23 protein-coding genes are annotated in these 19,892 nt (G+C 54.9%); 17 read left to right on the top strand and 6 right to left on the bottom strand.

What is annotated here, in order from left to right:
* Nucleotides 1-741: 741 nt before the first annotated feature.
* On the top strand, nucleotides 742-1,938 hold the full coding sequence (gene repC / locus DHN10_RS18735; RefSeq protein ID WP_159087084.1) for a replication initiation protein RepC: 1,197 nt from the start codon (nucleotides 742-744) through the stop codon (nucleotides 1,936-1,938).
* Nucleotides 1,939-2,034: 96 nt separating this feature from the next.
* Here the strand turns inward: repC and DHN10_RS18740 are convergent, their stop codons facing one another.
* The gene (locus DHN10_RS18740; protein WP_159087085.1) at nucleotides 2,035-2,508 is read right to left on the bottom strand and encodes a hypothetical protein; all 474 of its coding nucleotides are present in this window, start codon (nucleotides 2,506-2,508) and stop codon (nucleotides 2,035-2,037) included.
* Between the two features lie 674 nt (nucleotides 2,509-3,182).
* On the opposite strand from DHN10_RS18740, the gene DHN10_RS18745 reads away from it, so the two are divergent.
* From DHN10_RS18745 to DHN10_RS18770, 6 genes are all read left to right on the top strand, one after another.
* Nucleotides 3,183-3,578, top strand: coding sequence for a DUF3768 domain-containing protein (locus tag DHN10_RS18745; protein WP_108816879.1), 396 nt, complete (start codon nucleotides 3,183-3,185; stop codon nucleotides 3,576-3,578).
* 228 nt (nucleotides 3,579-3,806) lie between these two features.
* Nucleotides 3,807-5,657 (top strand): ParB/RepB/Spo0J family partition protein, encoded by a 1,851-nt coding sequence (locus DHN10_RS18750; RefSeq protein WP_159087086.1) that lies wholly within the window; start codon nucleotides 3,807-3,809, stop codon nucleotides 5,655-5,657.
* Nucleotides 5,658-5,780: 123 nt separating this feature from the next.
* The gene (locus DHN10_RS18755; RefSeq protein WP_108816881.1) at nucleotides 5,781-6,296 is read left to right on the top strand and encodes a hypothetical protein; all 516 of its coding nucleotides are present in this window, start codon (nucleotides 5,781-5,783) and stop codon (nucleotides 6,294-6,296) included.
* Nucleotides 6,297-6,506: 210 nt separating this feature from the next.
* Nucleotides 6,507-7,307: a helix-turn-helix transcriptional regulator gene (locus DHN10_RS18760; RefSeq protein ID WP_159087087.1), complete on the top strand. Its 801-nt coding sequence runs from the start codon at nucleotides 6,507-6,509 to the stop codon at nucleotides 7,305-7,307.
* A 197-nt stretch (nucleotides 7,308-7,504) separates the two neighbouring features.
* A complete protein-coding gene (locus DHN10_RS18765) occupies nucleotides 7,505-7,942 on the top strand; it encodes a hypothetical protein (protein ID WP_373456724.1) in 438 nt (145 codons plus the stop codon).
* Between the two features lie 187 nt (nucleotides 7,943-8,129).
* Nucleotides 8,130-9,677 carry a hypothetical protein gene (locus tag DHN10_RS18770; protein ID WP_108816884.1) on the top strand — a complete coding sequence of 516 codons (1,548 nt, stop codon included), beginning with the start codon at nucleotides 8,130-8,132 and terminating at the stop codon, nucleotides 9,675-9,677.
* Nucleotides 9,678-10,047: 370 nt separating this feature from the next.
* Here the strand turns inward: DHN10_RS18770 and tnpC are convergent, their stop codons facing one another.
* The 5 genes from tnpC to DHN10_RS18795 form a co-directional block, all read right to left on the bottom strand.
* Nucleotides 10,048-11,685 (bottom strand): IS66 family transposase, encoded by a 1,638-nt coding sequence (gene tnpC / locus DHN10_RS18775; RefSeq protein ID WP_108816885.1) that lies wholly within the window; start codon nucleotides 11,683-11,685, stop codon nucleotides 10,048-10,050.
* A gap of 59 nt (nucleotides 11,686-11,744) precedes the next feature.
* Nucleotides 11,745-12,095: an IS66 family insertion sequence element accessory protein TnpB gene (tnpB, locus tag DHN10_RS18780; protein WP_108816886.1), complete on the bottom strand. Its 351-nt coding sequence runs from the start codon at nucleotides 12,093-12,095 to the stop codon at nucleotides 11,745-11,747.
* On the bottom strand, nucleotides 12,092-12,481 hold the full coding sequence (tnpA, locus tag DHN10_RS18785) for an IS66-like element accessory protein TnpA (protein ID WP_108816887.1): 390 nt from the start codon (nucleotides 12,479-12,481) through the stop codon (nucleotides 12,092-12,094). The genes tnpB and tnpA overlap by 4 nt, the downstream gene beginning before the upstream one ends.
* Entirely contained in the window at nucleotides 12,432-12,806 is a 375-nt protein-coding gene (locus DHN10_RS18790; RefSeq protein ID WP_108816888.1) for a thermonuclease family protein, read from the bottom strand. The genes tnpA and DHN10_RS18790 overlap by 50 nt, the downstream gene beginning before the upstream one ends.
* Nucleotides 12,807-12,880: 74 nt before the next feature.
* Nucleotides 12,881-13,558 (bottom strand): SOS response-associated peptidase, encoded by a 678-nt coding sequence (locus DHN10_RS18795; RefSeq protein ID WP_267895726.1) that lies wholly within the window; start codon nucleotides 13,556-13,558, stop codon nucleotides 12,881-12,883.
* A gap of 777 nt (nucleotides 13,559-14,335) precedes the next feature.
* On the opposite strand from DHN10_RS18795, the gene DHN10_RS18800 reads away from it, so the two are divergent.
* From DHN10_RS18800 to DHN10_RS18835, 10 genes are all read left to right on the top strand, one after another.
* On the top strand, nucleotides 14,336-14,683 hold the full coding sequence (locus DHN10_RS18800; RefSeq protein WP_108816890.1) for a single-stranded DNA-binding protein: 348 nt from the start codon (nucleotides 14,336-14,338) through the stop codon (nucleotides 14,681-14,683).
* A gap of 154 nt (nucleotides 14,684-14,837) precedes the next feature.
* Nucleotides 14,838-15,182: a TSCPD domain-containing protein gene (locus DHN10_RS18805; protein ID WP_108816891.1), complete on the top strand. Its 345-nt coding sequence runs from the start codon at nucleotides 14,838-14,840 to the stop codon at nucleotides 15,180-15,182.
* Nucleotides 15,183-15,213: 31 nt separating this feature from the next.
* On the top strand, nucleotides 15,214-15,783 hold the full coding sequence (locus tag DHN10_RS18810; protein WP_108816892.1) for a hypothetical protein: 570 nt from the start codon (nucleotides 15,214-15,216) through the stop codon (nucleotides 15,781-15,783).
* A 511-nt stretch (nucleotides 15,784-16,294) separates the two neighbouring features.
* A complete protein-coding gene (locus DHN10_RS18815) occupies nucleotides 16,295-16,699 on the top strand; it encodes a hypothetical protein (protein ID WP_108816893.1) in 405 nt (134 codons plus the stop codon).
* Nucleotides 16,700-16,702: 3 nt separating this feature from the next.
* Nucleotides 16,703-17,308: a hypothetical protein gene (locus DHN10_RS18820; protein ID WP_108816894.1), complete on the top strand. Its 606-nt coding sequence runs from the start codon at nucleotides 16,703-16,705 to the stop codon at nucleotides 17,306-17,308.
* Nucleotides 17,305-17,433 carry a hypothetical protein gene (locus tag DHN10_RS20115; RefSeq protein WP_267895727.1) on the top strand — a complete coding sequence of 43 codons (129 nt, stop codon included), beginning with the start codon at nucleotides 17,305-17,307 and terminating at the stop codon, nucleotides 17,431-17,433. Before DHN10_RS18820 ends, DHN10_RS20115 begins: the two co-directional genes overlap by 4 nt.
* A gap of 31 nt (nucleotides 17,434-17,464) precedes the next feature.
* On the top strand, nucleotides 17,465-17,725 hold the full coding sequence (locus tag DHN10_RS18825; RefSeq protein ID WP_108816895.1) for a hypothetical protein: 261 nt from the start codon (nucleotides 17,465-17,467) through the stop codon (nucleotides 17,723-17,725).
* A gap of 393 nt (nucleotides 17,726-18,118) precedes the next feature.
* Complete coding sequence (locus DHN10_RS19825; RefSeq protein ID WP_159087089.1) at nucleotides 18,119-18,283, top strand: hypothetical protein; 165 nt, start codon at nucleotides 18,119-18,121, stop codon at nucleotides 18,281-18,283.
* 65 nt (nucleotides 18,284-18,348) lie between these two features.
* Nucleotides 18,349-18,678, top strand: a complete 330-nt coding sequence (locus tag DHN10_RS19830) for a hypothetical protein (RefSeq protein WP_159087090.1) — start codon at nucleotides 18,349-18,351, stop codon at nucleotides 18,676-18,678.
* 291 nt (nucleotides 18,679-18,969) lie between these two features.
* Nucleotides 18,970-19,674, top strand: coding sequence for an ArdC family protein (locus DHN10_RS18835; RefSeq protein WP_108816897.1), 705 nt, complete (start codon nucleotides 18,970-18,972; stop codon nucleotides 19,672-19,674).
* The last annotated feature ends 218 nt before the right edge of the window (nucleotides 19,675-19,892 follow it).

The raw sequence follows: 19,892 nt of genomic DNA on the forward strand, positions 1-19,892 counted from the left end.
AACCAAGCGAGGGGGGCTTTAGAACAAAGGAATTGGCGTTCCCGTAGTCCGATCTCAGAAGTTGGTCTCAGTTCTACATCCCCCCAACAGTACTGGCAAGTGAAAAACGCAGATTCTGCGCACGCCACCACTGTGTCTCGATGTGAACCATGCAAAGACCCCAAGGTTCAGTTCAAGGCGCAACATGATGGCTATGATTGGAACCAACACCCAACCAGTTGTATGCTATCAATGCGTCTAAGCCAGAGATTCGAAGGAGAGGAGATGCGTTACGAAAAAAGATAACCCCCGCAAGGTGGCAACCTTCCGGGGGGCTATGAGACCAAGAGGACTGCAATCCTCTCGAATATCAGATGTGTTGATATCGGTTTTAGAGCCCTCCTTCACACCAATCAAGGAAAAAACGCATTTGTGCGAACCGAGAAGTTGTGTCTCGGCCTGGTCTACGCAGTCGAAGCGGATCAGACCCAGACGCAGCAACGGACCAGACCACTGGTCAGCCGCGTCAAACAACAATGTTCAGAAAGGAGGACAGCAGCACCCTAAAAAATAGAAACCCCCGCAAGGCGGCAACCTAACGGGGGGGTTCAGAAACCAAAGAACGCCAATTCTTCAGTAGATCAAGTGCTTGGTCTCGGTTTTAGCACCCTCCTCACGAGCAGGCAACAAAAAACGCATTTGTGCGAACAAAGAAGAACTGCCTGACGCCGCCCTGCTTCAAACGAGCAAGGACAAAAAATGATGACCGAAACAGGCTTCCCAACCCTGCCCCAAGGGCACAAACGATTTTCCGTTGAGCAGCTTCTCATTGAAGTTGCACCCGAGCTAGGGATCCGGCCCGGCGCGCTTCAGGCGCTCCTGCATATGATGAAACGGACAAAACCAGACCATTGGACCAGCCCAGACCGTGAACCGGTCTTCTTTGCTGCTCAGGACGAGACCGCAGCCGCGCTCGGCAAAAGCCGTCGCTCACTCTTTAACATCGAAAAACGGCTTGAAGAGCTTGGCTTGATCGAGAAACGAGTGAAGGGAAACGGCCAGAGATCAGCTATTGGCGACTGCGGGATCGTCTTTTCCAGATTGATCGCGTTGGTCCCGGATCTTCTGCGGCTCGCAGAACACCTCAAGACCGAGCGCAAAGAGCACAAAGCGCTTCGCAATCGCCGCAGCACCTATGTGCGATACATCAAGCAACGCCTCCCAGAGGACGCAGTGAGCGCTCAGGGCGCGATCGGTGCTGTCTTGGAGGCCTTCCAAGCATGGCCGCGTGCAGACGCTCTTTCTCGGCTCTCAAATGAGCAGCTTGAAGCGCATGTGAACGATGCGCAGGCGTTGTGTACAACATTGGATGAAATCTGTGATTTACATCATGATTCTTCCGGTAAACCGGCACAAAACTTCCCGTGCTTTATACAAGAGAACAACCAAAAGATTCACTTAGTAAACTGTAATGTACCCATCGATAAGCGGAACGCGGGTAAACCCGCGCCAGACAAATTTAAATCACCTCCGCCTGTCGGCTCCGGCGACTGCTTAGAAAAAAATAATGGAGCAGCAGCCGTCGCACGCAATACTCAATTTTTGTCCCGGTTGAAACCAGATCACCTTTTCCGTCTTGCCAGTAAGGACATGCAGGCGATGATTTCACAATGTGCTGGTGGATCTTCCGATCTTCGCGAATTCCATTTTCTCGACGCCGCAGAACGCATGTGCGCCAATCTCGGGATAAACCATTCCGCTTGGGTGCAGGCTGTTCAAACGATGGGGCAAGCGAGTGCGATGATCGCGGTTCTTCTGCTTGATGCAAACAGAGACCACCCGACTGCGCCGGTCCACAACGTCGGCGGCGCTCTTCGCGCAATGACCCGCCGTTTCCGTGGTGGGGGTCTCAATCTCGTCGGGAGTCTGATCGGCCTGTCTCGTCGGCGCGGCCTATGATGGAGCATAAGCAGTTCGTTGCCGTGTGGCGGTGCCCCAGCCGATATTTGCTTTCCAAGATCGACTGGCAACATTTGCGCTTCGCGAGGTCGCTGGTTAATCAGCCATCGCAAATTTGTCGGCTTCGACCGCAAGGTCAACGACGTGGTGCCACAACGTGGCTTCCATCAGGTATTCTGCGTAGTCGATGTCCATCGGCAGCTCGAATTCTTGGCCAAAGAAGTGGTCGTCAAGGTAGGTATCGACATTCCAGAGGGAGCGCGTGATGTCTGGATGTTCAGCTTCCATCCGCCGGACGCTGTATTCAAACATCTCGTTTGCAAAATCCCGCAGCCGAGTGCGAATTGGGCCCGTGACGGGCAGCGATTGGATCTTCGGCTCGCCTGCCGTTTCGCGTTGGTGGAGAAGCAAGCTCCAGGATGTCGCGCCGTGCTGTTTTGCGATGTCGTCGAGAGCCTGGCTGAGTGGGATTTTTTCATCGCGCGCACGCTTTTTTGCGAGACGTTTGAGATAGTGGATTGGTTGTTGGGTCGTCATTTTTTTGAACTTTCCGTTGCGAGCCAGATTCACAATCCCTCCTTATGCGAACGCTCGAACAGTCTGTTCGAAAATTTGATATCAGCCCTGTATGCAAATACTTCCCGTTGGAGGGAGGAGGCGTGGGCCCAGCCTTGATAACAGAGGTAATGGCGCAGACCGTGTTTCTCAAGGTTTTGGCGTCAAAAATTCGCAATACGGTCCCTGTCACACCTAAAAGGGTGCGACACCGCGCTTTTCAGGTTGCAACCGGCAAGGCCGGCTTCAACCCGGAACACCTACCCTCTGACCGCCCTGCTCTCAGGTGCCATTTCAAACGTCTCTGCTCGAGCCATCCGAAATAGCGTTCACATGGTTGGTCATGAGTGCGGCGATCCGCCCTAACGGGTGTCGATCGCTGGGACAGGGATCGGTGATCCCTATACCTTCATGGTCCCTTTGGGGTGCGCGCGCTGCGCGATACGCCACTGCAGGGACGTTGCTTTAGAACCCGCTGGGTTCTCGCGCATGCAACCAAAATAGACCTCCCCCGTGTCCTCGGCTGCCGCCTGCGGGCCGCACCAGGTCGGTCGATTTAAGTGGCATTTGCTCACTCCGGCACTTCGCCAGTGGGTCAGGTTTTATAGCGACGCCCTTTCAGGGGCTTTGCTCAAAACCAGACAGCAAAAGGGGCAATGACCCCGACCACACCACGAAGGAGAGACCGGATGGCACACGCCGAAGGCAATTCAAGCAATGAACAGGAACAGGCCGAATTAGCCGCCAAAATCGCAGAACAAAATGATCGTTTTCGCTCTACATGGGGCGCTGATTTCACGGTGCCGGGTCAAATTGTACTGACACGCGGGGTGGCTGATCTATCGCCAGCCGCGAAAGCCATCATCATGCAACGGGTCCAGAAGTTCGACACGTTCTGCGAAGAAAATGATCCACACGGAGATCATACGTTTGGTGCGTTTGATTTCGAGATTGGTGGCAACAGCTACAATCTCTTTTGGAAAATTGACCTCTACGACACCGACTACGCAATGGGCAGCGATGACCCATCAGATGTCACGGTGACGCGGCGCGTCCTAACGATCCTGCACGCGCACGAGTGGTAACCCAACAATCCAACATCGAAAGGGGGTGATTTTTTGCCAAATCATCGACTGGAAGAACTGCGTCAAGAAGCAGTCCAACTCATCAAAAAGGGAGGTCTCTCCGCCAAGATCGGCCTCGCCTTTTTGAAAACCAACGCAGGGCATGACCCCAGACGTCTCACCTCACCAAAGAGGTGGGACGACCTTAACCAGATGACAAAATTCAATCAACCACGAAGGAAAATCCCAATGACAAATCAATCAACTCTCTCAGCCGACGCAGCTATCATCTATGCATCGCTGGATCAGCTATACCTGCATGATTTGAACCCGCGCCAAGAAGTTGAACAGGAGGCAATCGAGACGCTGGCCGACAGCATCAAGACCTGTGGCCTGTTGCAGAACCTTGGCGGATTGCAGGACAAGAATGGCAAGGTCGGCATCGTGGCCGGTGGTCGGCGCTTGCGTGCGCTGGCTTACCTTGCCGAAGCTGACCCCGCCCAAGAAATGGTGAAATCCATCCCCGTCTTACTGGCGAAAGATGCATCACAGGCGGAGATGTGGGCCAATGCGGAGAATACAGCCCGGACTGATCTGGACCCAGCCGACGAAATCCGTGCCTATGGCCGGATGGCAAAGAGCAATGCCAGCGCTGATGACATCGCAAGTGCATTTGGTGTGACAGTTGCTCATGTGAAAGGCCGTCTGAAACTCGCAGGTTTGCCAGAGCAGGCGCTGGACGCGCTCAAAGCAAAAACCATCAATCTTACAACGGCGCAAAAGCTCACAACAGCGGACGACGAAAAACTGATCTTCGATGTGTTGCGGTTGATCGATGAAGGCCAGATCACCAATACAGGCCAGATTGACGGCGTGTTGCATCCGAAGGCAGCCAAATCAACAGAACGCCGCGCGGCATTTGTTGGCACGGCAGCCTATGAAGCGGCAGGGGGCAAAATCTCCCGTGATCTATTCTCCGAGGACGTGTTCTTTGAAAACCGCGACATTCTAGATGAAATCTTTGCGGCACATCTTCGCGAGGCTGGTGGTGCAGTCTTGAACGAACAGGGTTGGGCATGGGTCATGACACATGACGAGTCCTTTCTTGGCTGGAACTTCATGGATGAGCACAAGTTTGAGCGGGTCTATCCAGTTGAGGGCGTGCTGTCCGATGATCTGACCGAACGGTACGAAGAATTGGCCGAACTGGCTGAGGGCGATGTTCTCAATGAAGCCGGCCAAGCTGAATTGGATGGGCTGCAAGCCGTGCTGGACGGTGACTTTACCGATGCGCAGAAGGCCATTGCCGGTTGCGTGGTCTATGTCGGGAACGGTGGCAAACGTGAAATCACCGCCGGTTTGATCAAGTCGGAGGACAAGAAAGCAGCCATCGAGGCAGGCATTTTGCAGAAGTCCAACCATGCTGGAAGCGGCGAAAAGCCACCAAAGAACCCCTACTCGCAAAAACTGCAGGCCGATTTGGACGCAATCAAGCTGGCGTCCCTGCAAAACGCGATGTTGGAGCAGCCCGATCTGCTAATTGATCTTCTGACTTTCCAATTGAGCGGGATGACAGGGTTCCGCGATGTGTTGGATATCACGCTTGGCCATCCAACGAATGCGCCGTCTACGGAAACAGGATTTGAGGTTGATAAGCGTCTGAGCAAACCATCCGCCTCACCTGCGGATCGTTGGAGCGTTGATCTGGCCAAGGCCTTTGCGGCCTTCAAGAAGAAGGGCAAGAAATTCCGCGATGCTGAGTTGACCCGTCAGCTTTCGAAGTTGCTCACAGGTGGCGACGCTGACTTTGAGGTGCTGCTTGGCAAGAAATCTGATGCGGGTATTCGCAAGGTCTGGACGCCAACGGCCGAAAATCTGTTCAAGCGGATTTCCGGACCAATGATGGAAGGCATCTACTGCGATCTTTTGGACCTCTCCCCCACCGACGAAAAGGCCAAAGCTTTTGCCAAGTTGAAAAAGGGAGAGAAGGCCGACGCGATGGAGGACCTGATCTCTGATCCGACCAAGCAAAAGCTGCTTGGCGTGACCGAGGCGCAAAAGGCGCGCATTGATGCGTGGGTGCCAGACTACTACGTTTGAGCCAAAGGGGGCGGCTTACCACCGCCTCCGCCGAAGCCAAAATTACTGCATTCCTCGTGGTGAGGAAAACTTGGCCCCCGTGCGCGGGGGTCCTTTTTGAAAGTGAAATCATTGGAGGCAGACATGAACACGATTGCGAAATCCGCCCGCCGCGTTTGGAAGTCCGCCCAACTCTACATCGGGTTCCATCGCGATCCCAAAGGTAAGAAACGAGAATCGCCGCACGTTTGGCCACCGAAAAATGCACGGGCCACCATTCACGAAGACCCCGATGAACAAGAGGCGTTCCTTGTGGTCAAAAGCGCGGACGGCGACGTGTCACATGACGTTCAAATCAAGCTTCGGCCAGATATGATCGTCCTGCGGCGCGACTTCCCGGATGCATGGCAAGGCGTGATTATCGAGAAACACACAATCTCTGTCAAAGTCGGAGGCGTCTCTATCCGCGTCAACCACGACGGATCAGTCACGCGCGAGGACGGCGAGAGCACAACATGGGTCGAAGCTGATGGCGGCGTTTTGAAAAAGACTGAGTTTGTTGAGGCGTCTATGTCGTCAGATGGCACAGAATTGACACGTCGCACACCAGATAATCTGACGGCCATCACACCGCGTGGACTGCTCTCCAAAGATCGCTGAACTTGCATTTGACGGCTGGTCTTGGTGCCCAGTAGGGTCAGGGGACAGGCCCCTGCCCCTCCCGGCCTTGCGCTTTCGCGCGGAAGTGCTTCGCACCACTGGCGGCTCTTGCTGATTGCCTTCTGTTTGCTATATTAGCACCAAATGCACTGAATGCAACACTTGCACCAAGCGCAACTCTATGCTAATCATCCTCCAAAGGAGATCAACATGCGGCAACCAAAGATGAGTGCGACACCAGCGGCAACATTGAAAACACTGGGAAACTACGTACAATCTCTAGAAACTGGAGGGGCCATGAACATACAAACTTCAATCGGCGATCTTTTGGGAAGTCGCGTGGATCATGTTCGTTTGTGGAAAGGCCACAATTCTGGCCGAGAGATTGTGAAAGAAGTTTCACTTCCGAAGCGAGGCCACAGGCCAGATAGATCCAAACGTGCAAAAAAAGGAGTTGATCCCGATCTGCTAAAGATACTTGATCAGGTTGAAGATCCCGAAATCTCTGTCGATCTCACCCTTAATATGGAAAATGGTACGGTTTCTCTCGCTGTCGAAATGGAGCCAACCCTTGTTGGACAGGATCTCTCTGCGCTCACGGGCACTGCCGCTGAGACAGATTTTCCAACGTTTGACGATGAACCCTTTGATGATGAGTTTTGGTCTGCAGACGAGGCTGCCGCGGCATTGGGCGTTGCAAAATCAACTATCACACGTCGGATCAAGTCCAACGAGCTCATAGGATTTAGGCAATTCAAGAACGCGCTTTATGTACCAAGAGAGCAAGTTGACGGGAAAACGCTAGTGAGGGGCATAGCAGAGGTCTTGGAAATGTTCAGCTTTGCGCATCACGATGCGTGGCAGTTCCTGACGACCGAGCTTTTTTACGGAGAGCCGCAATCTCGTCCTTTGGATAAACTCAAAGGCGCAAAGACTGATACTGCCTTGATTGCTTGCCTTGCCGAGATCAAAGTCGCAAAAGAGGGCTTTGACTTCGGGGATCACATGTGACGGCATCAAAACTGGCAAGATTGAGCGTACCGCAAAAACGTGCGGTCACGGGGCTGTTTGGTGGGCTGAAGACCGTCCGGCCCCTCTCTAATTTTGTGCGTATTATGCCGACCACCTATGCCGCCAACCCGCTCAGTTTTGGCTTTGGAAGCAGCCGTTTCAGCCCTCGCCATCTTCCAAGCAGGCCCACACCGCCCTTGGGGCTGATCTACGGTACAGTCGATGTTGCAACTGGTGTCTTTGAGGCCGTCATAAGAGACAGTTTCGACATTCGCCCCAGCAGAATTCTGAGGCCAGCAAACTACAACGCACGTTCGGCAGTTAATTTCTCAACTGCGTCGGGGAACGCACTGACGCTTCTCGATCTAACCAGCGGCAATGCAGCCCGCTTTGGTGTACCGAGCGATGTGTTGCGCTATTCAAATCACAAGTCCGGCCAATTTTTCTCTGAATTCGTCTATGCTCAAATGCCGGATGTTGACGGTATCCTCTACACAAGCCGGTTCACGGAGGCGCTTTGCGTTGCGATTTATGATCGCGGAATCTCAAAACTGACCTCAGGTCCGGGTTCCACGCGCCTGACGCGCCGGTTGCTCGCGCCTGTTATGGCGCCGTGGAATGTGCAGGTGCTTTAGCCTGTGAAATGGCCGAAATTTCGTGGGCTCAAAGAACTTGCGTGACAGGCTGCGTGACATGCCTTTTGCAAAGGACCTCGTAAGTAATTGAAATTGCTTATCTCTCTCCTTGCAAACAAAATATTCCCTCCTTGTTGTAGTTCTCTTATAAATGGCGCTGTGTGACACAAGCGAGGAGATAAGGGATATGGCAGGCGACATCAGTCAGTTTTTGCTCGGAAACGGACCCAGTCTCACTGGAGATATTCTTCGCCATCTCGAAAACTCTGGCCTGACTGCCGACGCCGCCAGGCAGCGTCTATCTCGCAAGCCTAAGACGATCAAATCGTTGACGGGCATAAGCTTTCCCAAGAACGCCCGGTTCTACTATCATGAATCGCAGTTTGGAACGCACAGATACTGGGACGGTCTTTTCCGTGCGGTGACCGAAGGTAGCCCGGCGTATGGCCCGGCAATCGCGGCAATGACATCACACGGCGGCGTTGTTCCCAAGGACTTCTTTCCAATCGTCTCGGGAGCTCCACTCAAACAAAAAAACAAGACGGGAAGTGACGCCGTGCTGTCCCGTCTGTCGGCTGTAGGACTGCTGCGAGAAAGCAGTCTAGGGGATATGCCAGTTATTTCCCTGAACCATAACTTGCGGGTCTCGGTGGATTCAACTGGGCTGCCAGCACGTATGACTGTTCAACGCATTCTCTTGGACGCCATTGCCGAATGGGCGCGCAAATTGGGGATGGCGAGCTATGACAAGATCGCGATCCGCGAACGTGGCAACGCGCTTCCACAATTCGGTACACACACGTTTGACCTATGTGGACCCAGCTACCTCGCGCCGATCACTCGCTATAAGAGCGGAAAGCCCTCCCCGGGTTTTCTTATATGCGACGTTTTTGTCGGAGATGTTGGTCTCGCAACCGCACGCGGGTTCATTCGAAAGTGCGCAAATTCACGCGCCATGAAACGTCTGCCGCCGTTCTTGCCGATCATCGTTGCCAACGGATTTGAACCAGCAGCATTCAAAGAGTTGCGGGCCTACGGCATCATCGCAACCAAACCATCTGCGCTGTTTGGGCGAGAGGTTGCACGCGGACTGGCCGGTTTGTTGGAAACGCTGCAGCATGCCAGCGCTATTGCGGCGGCGAATCCCGAAGTGATTGAGACGCTCTTTGGGCAGCTCGGTCAGATTGAAGGAGCCGCACAGAACCTCCGGGGAGCTTTGTTTGAACTCATCGTCGGTCACATCGTGTCTCGTGAAGGCGCTATCTCGATCGACATCGGACGCCGCGCACATGTCGCCGAAAACACGAGTTTCGAGATTGACGTGTTTGGCTATGCTGCCCAAGACGTCCGTTTGATCGAATGCAAAGGTTATGCGCCGACCCACCGCGTTGATGCAGAGGAGGTTGAGGCATGGATCCGAACAAAGGCGCGACGGCTGCACAAACACTTTCGGGTCGAAGATGCCTACCAAAACCGAGAATTCACCTTTGAGTTTTGGACCTCTGGCGATTTCACCGCAGAAGCTCTGGAGCTTGCGGACCAGGTTTCGGCAGAAACTGATCGCTACAAGGTGACCCTGCTCAATGGCAGTGAGGTTCGCAAGCGCATTACCAAGGTGAACGCGAAGGGTTTGGGGAAGGTCTTTGATGAGCACTATGCAAAGCACCCGATCTCTAAACTTGGCCGAAAGTATGAGATTGCCGACCAATTTGGCAGTGTGGTTGAGCCAATTTGACCCTCTGGTAAGTTGCAAACTGCGCATAGCTGCATTGCAGAATAGATGATTGTTGCAGCGCAGCATTAGCGCTAACTTGGTATCACGAGACGATGCTGAGTTTTCTCCTCCCTGAGACGCTGGCATCTCGGCGACGGTCTTTCACCTCCTCCCGAAAGTCCGCTGCCAATCCGATTTGGTAACTGCACCTCCTCCCGCAGAAGCCCTTTCAAATGAGCGGTGCCTCTCCTCCCAGAGCACCGCTCTTTTTGTCGGATCACAGCGTTCACTCACTCCTCAACACCATGGAGCCCGCGCTCCCCCGCCGTACCGCCGCGCCAATCCTTCAGAGATCAACGTGTCGGCCGTAAACACCCGGCGCGGACCGCGGCTATGCGGCCTCGACGTTTTCCAGCGCGGTTTTCCAGTTCCACGGTAGGAGTTCGTGCACGCGCGAGACGGGCATGTCGGGCAGTCGTTTGAGAACGTCGGCGAGCCAGGCTTGAGGGTCGATGTCGTTCATTTTTGCGGTGACGATCAGGGTGTACATGAAGGCTGCGCGGTCGCCTCCGCGCTCAGATCCGGCGAAGAGCCAGCTTTTGCGGCCTAGAGCCACGCCGCGCAGGGCGCGTTCGGCTGCGTTGTTGGTGAGGCAAATCTGCCCATCGTCGAGGAAAGCCGTGAATGCCTCCCATCGGCCCGCTTTTTGGATCATGTAGTTGATGGCTTTAGCGACGGGGTTGTGCTTGGACATCCGCGCCCTTTGCTCAACAAACCAGGCGTGCAAAGCCTCGACCAGGGGCCGCGACAGGGTTTGGCGGGCGGCGTGACGATCCTCGGTGCTCAGCCCGTTTATGTCACGCTCGATGTCAAAGATCGCGTCGATCCGTTGCACGGCTTCGAGCGCAATGGGCGAGATGTCATGGGCAGGTTTGTTTTTGCGCACGTTCCCACGGATGTCGGCCAGCTCAAAGAATTTGCGGCGCGCGTGGGCCCAACAAAATGCGCGGGTCGCCGGGCCGGGATCGCGATCCTGCAGATACAAGCCGTTGTAGCCCGTATAGACGTCTGATTGCAGCACACCCTGCCATCCGGCGAGGTGTTTTTCCGGGTGCTGACCTTCGCGGTCGCGCGAGAAGTAGAACAAAGCTGCAGGTGGAGCGCCGCCGTCAAATGAACGATCGTCGCGCACATAGGTCCATAATCGCGCTGTTTTGGTGCCGCCCCGGGCGAGCAATGGGACGGTGGTGTCATCCCCATGAAGGCGACTTGCGCTCAGCACATGATTTCCGATCAGAGTGTGGATGGGGGCCAAGGCAACAGTGGCATGGCCGATCAAATCGGCCAAAGTGGACAGGCTGATGTCCACACCTTCGCGGGCGAAGCGTTCCGCCTGGCGGTTCAGCGGCTGATGCTGGCCGAACTTTTCAAAGGCCACCATGGCAATCAGGCTGGGACCTGCCCAACCGCGCGGGATGGTGTGGAACGGGGCGGGAGGCTGGCTGATCTTTTCACATGTTCGGCAAGTGAACTTTTCGCGAACTGTCTGAATGACTTTCCACTGGCGCGGAATGACCTCGAGCGTGTCGGTGACATCCTCTCCCATCTTCACGATCCGATCCGACCCGCAGCAGGTGCATTGAGTGGGAGCCTCAACCACCACACGTTCGCGCGGCAAATGCTCGGGGAAAGGTTTGCGGGACGGTTTGCGGCGGGTGAAGGATGTGACGGTGGTTTGCGCGTCGGGCGCGACCAGCCCAGCCGCCAGCGCATCCTCAGTTGCAGCCGCTTCCAACTCCTCGAGCTGCAATTCCAGCTGGTCGAGCAAGCGTGCGCTGCGTTCTGAAGATTTGCCGTACTTGTCACGGCGCAGCTTGGCGATCTCAAGTTTCAGCTCTTTGATCATCGCCTCGGAACAGGAAACGACCGCACGGGTCTGCGTCAACTCGCTTTCCGCGGCTTGAGCGCGGGCTTGCGCTGCAACCAGGGCAGCGCGTAATCTGGCGAGTTCAGAAGCGACATCCGACATAGCGAATATCTACCATCCGGGCGCAGCAGGTGCCAACAAAAACAGACCGTTTTTGTAATTTATCCAGCCTTTGCAGGGCGTTGTGTCCAGCGTGGATTACGCCAATCTATGCCCTCAAGCAAATAGCCCAGCTGCGCCGCAGAAATCGCCACAGCCTCGCCAGATCCGCTTGTCGGCCAGATGAATTTGCCCGCCTCAAGTCGCTTGAGATACAGTGATGTGCCGACGCCATCGTGCCAGAGGATCTTGACCAGATCGCCTTTTCGACCCCGAAAGCAGAAGATTTCGCCCGCATAAGGATCACGCCCCAAACCCTGCTGAACCTGCAGCGCCAATGTATTCATCCCACGCCGCATGTCCGTGACACCGCCCGCAATCCAAACCTTCACACCTGCCGGAAACGCTATCATGCCAGCCCCCGCAAAAGACGCGCGGCGGCATCCATATCAAATCCCGCCGGGATCGTGAGCCGATAATGCTGCCCCACCTCAACCACCAGATCGGGGCAGGCATCGGCGGACCTCGCCTGATCCTCTGCCCTTTCCAGCGTCTCCTGTGTTACCACAACCTGAGAAAATTCCGCGCGGCCTTCAAACAGCCCCGCCTTGTACCGAGCCCGCCAATCCCACAGCTGAGACGTTGAAATTCCATGCCGGCGCGCCAACTGCGCCTGCACGACGCCGTCCTCAAAACTCTCCTGAACGATCTTCAGCTTTTCGTCATCGGTCCGATGACGACGCCCAGTTTTAGCGTTGGAAACGGCTTGCTTGCGGGGCGTGGGTTTGGTGCTGCTCATGACCGCAACCCCTACAAAATCTCACATCACCAGAAAAGACGGCCCTCGCCGGAGGCGTACTGTCGGCCACTGGCTGGTTGCCAATGACAAGCCGCGCAAGACCGCGATCAAACTTGTCGCGGTTTGCCCCGACATAGAGCGCGACCTCTGTTTGTGTTGCGATGAGTTCTCGCAACCGGGCCATTGCGCGGTTTCCCAACGCGCGTTCTGCTGCGCAGCCGGCGCGATAAGTCTCGGGCGTGTCGTATCCAACAAGGCGAAAGCGTTTCCCTTCGATGTCGATCGTGTCACCATCCACAACGTAGATCGATCCACTCTCGATCATCTGAGGAGGTTTCGGTATCGCCTCACTCAATAGATAGATTACACCCAAAACGACGGCGAGCAGCCCAACAAACTTCACACCTGAGTCTCGACTGGATCGGTGCGATGCTCCTCGCCTTTCAGAGCAATCCTCATCTCTTCTGCTGGGAAGGGCTTGAGCAAGCTAAACGCATCTTCTTCAGAGCCATGCAACCAAGCTTCATAGTCCTGCGGCTTCAAAATGACCGGCATCCGACTGGGATGAATCTTCGCGGTGAACTCGTTGGCCGTTGTAGTCATCATGGTGTGTGTCTCGCAGGTCTCCGGCCTGTCCTTGGTTTCGTACTTCGATGTCTGCCAGAGGCCCGCCATCGCAAATGGAGGCCGCGGGACGGTACCATTCATGGCAAACCAGTGGAACACCTGCGGATTGCCACCGGGCGGCCATTCGCAATATGAACTGGCCGGGATCAGGCATCGGCGTTCCTTGAAGCTAAACCGCCAGAAGAAAGAAGATTGAACCTTATCTGCGCGTGCGTTGTTCACAACGCGCGGTGCAATCACATTGCCGGTTTTCTTTGACTTGTTGGTGGCACGGAACCCCCAGCTGGTCTCTACCAGCTCGCGATCGCCGCTCGCGTCGAGCCGCACGATAGGGCCGGGGTATTTGGGATAGATGCCGGCACGCGGCTCGGCATTGCCGATCCGATCCATGCCTGGACGGATGTCGAAAAGCTGCCGCATCGCTTCAACAGCTGTGGTATTTGAGTACAAATTACACCTCGTTCGTTTCGTCGGTCCCTGCCCTTGCCTCGGGTCGATAATACTGGATTTGGCACTGCCCGAATAGCATAGCGTTTGGATCTCTTGCCTTTTCGCAAACCGATTTTGCTATTTGTGTTCGTGCATCCGGCGCATACTGGTCCCAATCTACGAGGTCACAATACCGCTTGTGGGAATACACCCCGATACGCCGACACTCCCAGCAAACAAGAATGATGGTCTTCTGCTTTAGGTCACATACTCTTGGGCAAGCGCGGATTTTCGGATTCGGGGCCATAGCCTCAAAATGAACATAACAAGAACAAAACCGCAATCGTGCCGGTTGTTTCCCCAGGTCACGTATCGTCGCTCGGATCATGGGAACCGCAGGTCTGCTGTTTGCATTGGACTGTTTGAATTGGTCGGTTGAAGGCCGCTTGTTCCAAGGCTTGGAATGACGCTTAGTTGTCTCTGCGGCGACAGCCGTTTGGGGGCGTTGCTTGGTGGGCTTTGCCACCTGTCTGGCACCATCCCGTCCACCGAAAACTGAGCACCCAGGTTCTCATCTGCTTCCTTTGATCGTGTTTCTCAAACGGAACATCGCTCAGCCCGCTCTTTGCGACCGGCTGCGGCTGCGCCTCCACCTTCAATCAAAAAAGCGGTTTCCCATTTCTTATAAGATGTTATACAACTTATAAGAAATATGAGCCCTCCCCTTTTTGGGTTGATCGCATCGCAGTCTGGCATGGCCGTTTTTTATCGAAACACTAACACAAAGGAACCAAAACAATGAGAACCTTCGCAGAATTTCAAATCATCGGACGGGTTGGCAAGACAAAAGTAGTTGGCAACACCCTCCGCATCAGCATCGCCGCCGAATACGGCCGCAAAGACGACAAAGGCGAGTTCCAATCCAAGCCCTACTGGAACGAAGTGACCCTCTTCAACGAGAACGTCATCAAATGGGCCAAGGAAAACGTGCAGACCGGCGATATCGTCCACGCACGCGGCACCCTTCGCCAGACACAGTGGGAAAACAACTCAGGTGGCACCGAATATGGGATGACACTTGCAGCTGAAGACTTTGACGACTTCACCCACGACGAACGCCGTCGCGCTGCCGCCAACAACAGTTAACGAGCAGAAGGCGGGTCAAAAGACCCGCCGCCACCTCGGGCTCAAAAGTCAGCTGGACAATACCGGTTGCTGACAATGGGGAATAAGGATTGGACATTCCGGTCGGCCCTCCCCACCCTTCTCAAAGACATCAATGCCGCGAAAGGACGCTCAAATGACCTACCACGACAAACCAACATCGCGTCATAACCTTCCGGCACGCCGCCTGACAGAAACACGCAAAGTCACCACAGCAGAAGGTCATACAATCCACCTTTCTATTGGCTTTGACCCGAAAGAAGACGGTCGGCCACGTGAAGTGTTTTATTCGGCCGGCTTCAAGTCTGGTTCTCAGCTCGAGTTCCAGGTGCAGGACGACTGCGTGTTGATATCTTTGCTCCTGCAGCATGGTCATCGTCCGTCAGATATTGCTAAATCCCTTGCCCGTTCTGAGCAGCCAGATCGTAAGATTGCCTACGCCAGCATTGTCGGCCTCATTTTGGAAGAACTGGCGCAGTGACGAGGTCGCCAGTTTCAGAAGGTCAAATTCCATGACAAATATTATCGATTTTGACGCCCGGAAGCGAAAAGCTGGACGGGTCTACTGTCCACCACTCGACATATATTTTCCGGCGCTCGTGAAAATTACACAGACGTTCCCGAAGGACTTTGATTTTGCGGCTGTTGGGATCACGCCGCGACAACAATCCGTTGTTCATACCTTTGAAGACAGCAAAACCTTGCATCCCTATATGACCGAAGAGGAAGCGGTGAGGTGTCTTGCGGACGGCGATCCGTTTTCACTCGTGATGCGCCATCATAAAGATTTGGATTCCACGTCAGTCTACCGTGCCAGCTTGTACGATTTTGGGATTGATCCCGCGATGTCGTTTACGGTTGTGTCCGCGCAAGAAGGGTACTTCACCTTGTTGACACGCCCTTTGACTGGAGGGCAACCAACGCCAACGATAACATACGCTGCCGAGTTTGCGGATCCGGAAAGCCCCGTTGGAATGAACGAATGGCTGATGTCGATTGGTCCAGATGGCACCTATTACGAAGAAAAAAGCCGCGCTGGTGACGATACGGATTTGTCTTTGTTGCTGCCGCATTTTGACTAGCCATATGGCCCCTGCCCTTCCTGTCGTCAGCGCATCGCGCCCTACAGACGACCGCCGATAAACCGGCTTTCGCCCGGAACATGCACCACCTTCCCGCCTTGCGAACATCCGCCCCGCACACCGTCTCTTTCAGAGCCGCTTTGCGATGCGTTCGCATAGTTGGGTGAGGTGCCGATGATCCGCCCTGACGGGTTTTGATCGCTGGGGCGGGATCTGCGATCCTGAATCTTCTTTCTGTTCCCTTGGGGTTCGCGCTTTGCGCGATACGCCGCTGCAGGAACGTTGCTTTAGAACCCGCCGGGTTCTCGCGCACGCAACCAAAATAGACCTCCCCCGTGTCCTCGGCTGACGCCTGCGGGCCGCACCAGGTCGGTCGATTTGGGTGGCGTTTGCTCACTCCGGGCACTTCGCCAGTGAGTCAGGTTTTCAGGAGCAGGCGCATTCTGCGCTGTCCAAAAAACCCGAACCAATGGGGCCTAGACCCCACGGTCACCACGAAGGAAAACCCGACATGCCACTCCCAAATCTCGTGCATACGAAACGCTTAACTAATACCAATATCCGCGAACTGAGCGTCTATTACGACAAAGGCGGATTGAATTATTGGAACCATTCCCAGAAGCCAAAGGGCATCTACTTTTCGACCGGTCTATATGAGCAGGTTCCGGGGTCAGGTATCAAGTCTTGGAAGACGGGACAAAAAGGCGACGGGTATATCCTTGTAACGCCTCTTGAGCGCTACAGCCGCAAGGCCCTACGTCTTGTTCGTGAGCGTGTGGAAAAACACGCCGATCAAATCCACACAATGTTTGAGCAAGGCGGCGACGTGGAAAACCTCAAAGCCTTGTTGCGACGCGAAGCCTTCACGCCCGTTGTCACATCGGCAAATGCCGAAACCGCAGAAGCGGAGGCCTAAACGATGCAACAGCAAGTCACAGCCACGGTCAAAATGGTCTTCGATTGCTCAGCAGCCGAAAGCCCAAATGAACACCGAGACCGCATCGCAGAGGATATCGGACGCCTTTATGACGCCGATTCAACCACCGGCGTTGCCTGCACAGGTTTTGAAATCGAAGCCATCAAGCCGCCCGCAACATCTCGCATCCACTTCTTATGCGCGGGGTGTGGTTCCCCTGATGTGCGCGCGGACGCCTACACTGAATGGGACGTCGAAGCTGGGGCATGGGTCCTTCATTCGGTCTATGACGACAAAACATGCGAGACATGCGGCTCAAGATGCAGTCTGGTCGAGGTTGATGAGGCCACAGGCATTGAAATTGAGGCCTTCGGGATGATCAGCGAGGGCGAAGATGCGCGTTTGGTCAAAGACGATGAAACCCCAGAATACTATGACCTGATCGTCAAGACCGTACCAAAGGAAGGGGGCGGCACGACAGACGAGACGTTCATACTGCATGAGTTTGACGACATGGACCGCGCAGAGGTGGAAATCCGGCTTGCGGCGATGGAACAACTGTTCCCACTATCCGGCGTCGCGTTTCATTTTGGGAGGGCGGATCAATGAATATCCAAAACCCCGAAATCTTGGGCGATGACGAGCTGACCGCCCCGCAACTGCCCGCCTTAAAAACGGAAATCCGTTCCATCGTCGATGCCCGCAACGCGGCCTTGGCAAAAATGCAGGAATGAACCAACGTTCCCAGTTTATGACGCCGTGGTCATGAACCCACCCTTCTACGGCACTCACTGGATGGATCATATCCGGCACGCATGGGGTTTTGTGAAGGATGGCGGACGCCTGGTGGCCGTGCTGCCAGTCGGTGCATCTATTGCAGAGACGCCTAAGCATCTTGCCTTCCGCAGGTGGGCGGAACGGGTCAATGGCGGTCGGGCTTGGGGGATGTTTACAGACCTTCCCCCCGAAAGCTTTGCGGAATGCGGCACCCGTATCAACACTGTCATTTTGTCACTTCGAAAATAGGGTCCGTGGGCATCGCGATAGGCGGTGCCCGCTGAATTGGCCATTGGTAGTCCGGCGCGACGATGGTCTCAGGACCACCCCGCGCCGGACATTGCGCTATTCGCGCAGAAGTGGCTCCGCGCTGTCCCTGAGAACGAGCAGTCACGTCAATTCATGGGTCCGGCAAGCTCTTCGCATTTTGCGGTCTGAATCTAGCGCCAACACCTGCAATGCCTTTCCCAGGCATGGGAAGTTCAACGAAGTCACCCACTGTCTCCGCGAACAACTGGCGGGCATTCTACACGACGTGGGAACCAGTCAACCCCAAGCCCTTCGGGGCGCATGCTGCGCATGTTGACAGGCCCCCTGCCCCGTCGTGTCTCGCTGCCCTGTTTATTCACTCAGGAGACAGTCATGAAATACATTCGCAAAACATCCAAACGCCTACGTCGCATCGCCGCGCGCAGGTTGAAAACCATCCGAAAGCAGCTTCGCAAGATTGATCTGAGCCTCAGCATTGAGCTGAACCTGATCCTTCTCAAGATCGAATTCACGATCAAAAGACGGGAGGGCGACTGACAGGTCGCTGCTGTCTGCCGCTGTATTTTTGTTCACATATTGTTCTTTTTGCGTATATCTCGGTTATGCCTGCTGCCAGACCACCCATTCGCGCCCATCCTGCAAAGCCGTTCCGTACCATTTCTGATGCGGCTCGTGCTGGCCAGATCGTTGAGATCAAGTGCAACCTGTGCAAACGGGGATTGAATTTCTTGGCGGTTGATTTGGTTCAGGTCATTGATCCTAATCATCCCATGCATATTGCACCGTTTGGCTGCTCTAAGTGCAAAACAATGGAATATGTCAGCATCGACACCCGTTCTACAAATGTCGGCGACGTTGGCCGGCTGCCTGTGCGAAAACTGATGGGTCAACGACAGTCCTGGGTGTGGAAGAACGGCGTCTTGGGCGATTGACCGGTTGGAAACAAGTTGCCCTTTTTAGGCAACATGTTTCCGTCGAACAGCTGATCAATGACATTTCAGGGAGAGGGCGCAGCCCTCCCCTCGGGCAAGGCAATTAGACAGAGCCGTGTCCTCGGCGCACGCCTGCGGGCCGCACCACCTCCGTCGAATTGCCTTGCCTCGCCCCTCCCGCACTCGCCGTGAGCAGATTTGCAGAACAGCCGCGCAAAGGCGCGGTGCCTGAAATCCGCACCATTTGGGGCAACGACCTCAAAGACGGCACCACAACGGAGAGGTCCAGACATGGCAAAGATCGATATCAAACAACACGTCACTGACACCATCATTGCGCAGATCGAAGCGGGAACTCCGCCATGGCGCAAACCTTGGACAGGGGATCAATGCGGCGTGTCTTTTCCGCTGCGCCATAACGGAGAGCAGTATCGAGGTGTCAATATTCTGATGCTTTGGGCAACCGCCAGCATTCGCAGCTATCAATCTACACGCTGGATGACGTTCAAACAGGCTCTGGAACTTGGGGGATGCGTCAAGAAGGGCGAAAAGGCCGCGCGCTCCGTGTTCTATGGCACTTTTGAGAAAAAGGTCGAAGGGCAAGACAACGGTGAGACCGAGACACGTTCCAGCCGCTTTGCGAAGGTCAACAATGTCTTTAACGCTGATCAAATCGAAGGGTTACCCGAGGAATACTATATCCGCCCTGCGCCCCCGCGCGATCTTGGAACGCGGGCTGATCCTGAGATGGATCGGTTCTTTCACTCTACAGGTGCCGCTATCATTACCAGCGATGATCCACGGGCCTATTTTCACCCGAGGAAAGATCATATTCATATGCCGCCGATTGGGACGTTTCATAGCGCTGCGGGATATTACGGCGTGCTCGGGCACGAGACGTGCCACTGGGCTTGCGGGCCAAAACGATTGGCGACGCAAAAGATAGAGGCAAACAAGACAGAATACGCATTTGACGAATTGGTCGCCTTATCTTGACAGTCTGTACCATCCGTTTGTCTTCTGGTCTCATGGCCATTTGCGGGACGCAGGGGGTGGTCAGGCCAGCCGCCGCGCTCCCCACAAAGCTGGCGGTGGCTGGCCTGATCACCGCCGTAGGGTGATGTGCAAGGGTGAGGGTTTTTGGGATGGGCTTTTGGGACGCGAGATCAGGTTACTGGAGACCCGCGAAGCGGATGGACTAGACCGGCATATCC

It is taken from the genome of Loktanella sp. Alg231-35 (genome assembly GCF_900143545.1).
Lineage (GTDB): Bacteria > Pseudomonadota > Alphaproteobacteria > Rhodobacterales > Rhodobacteraceae > Yoonia.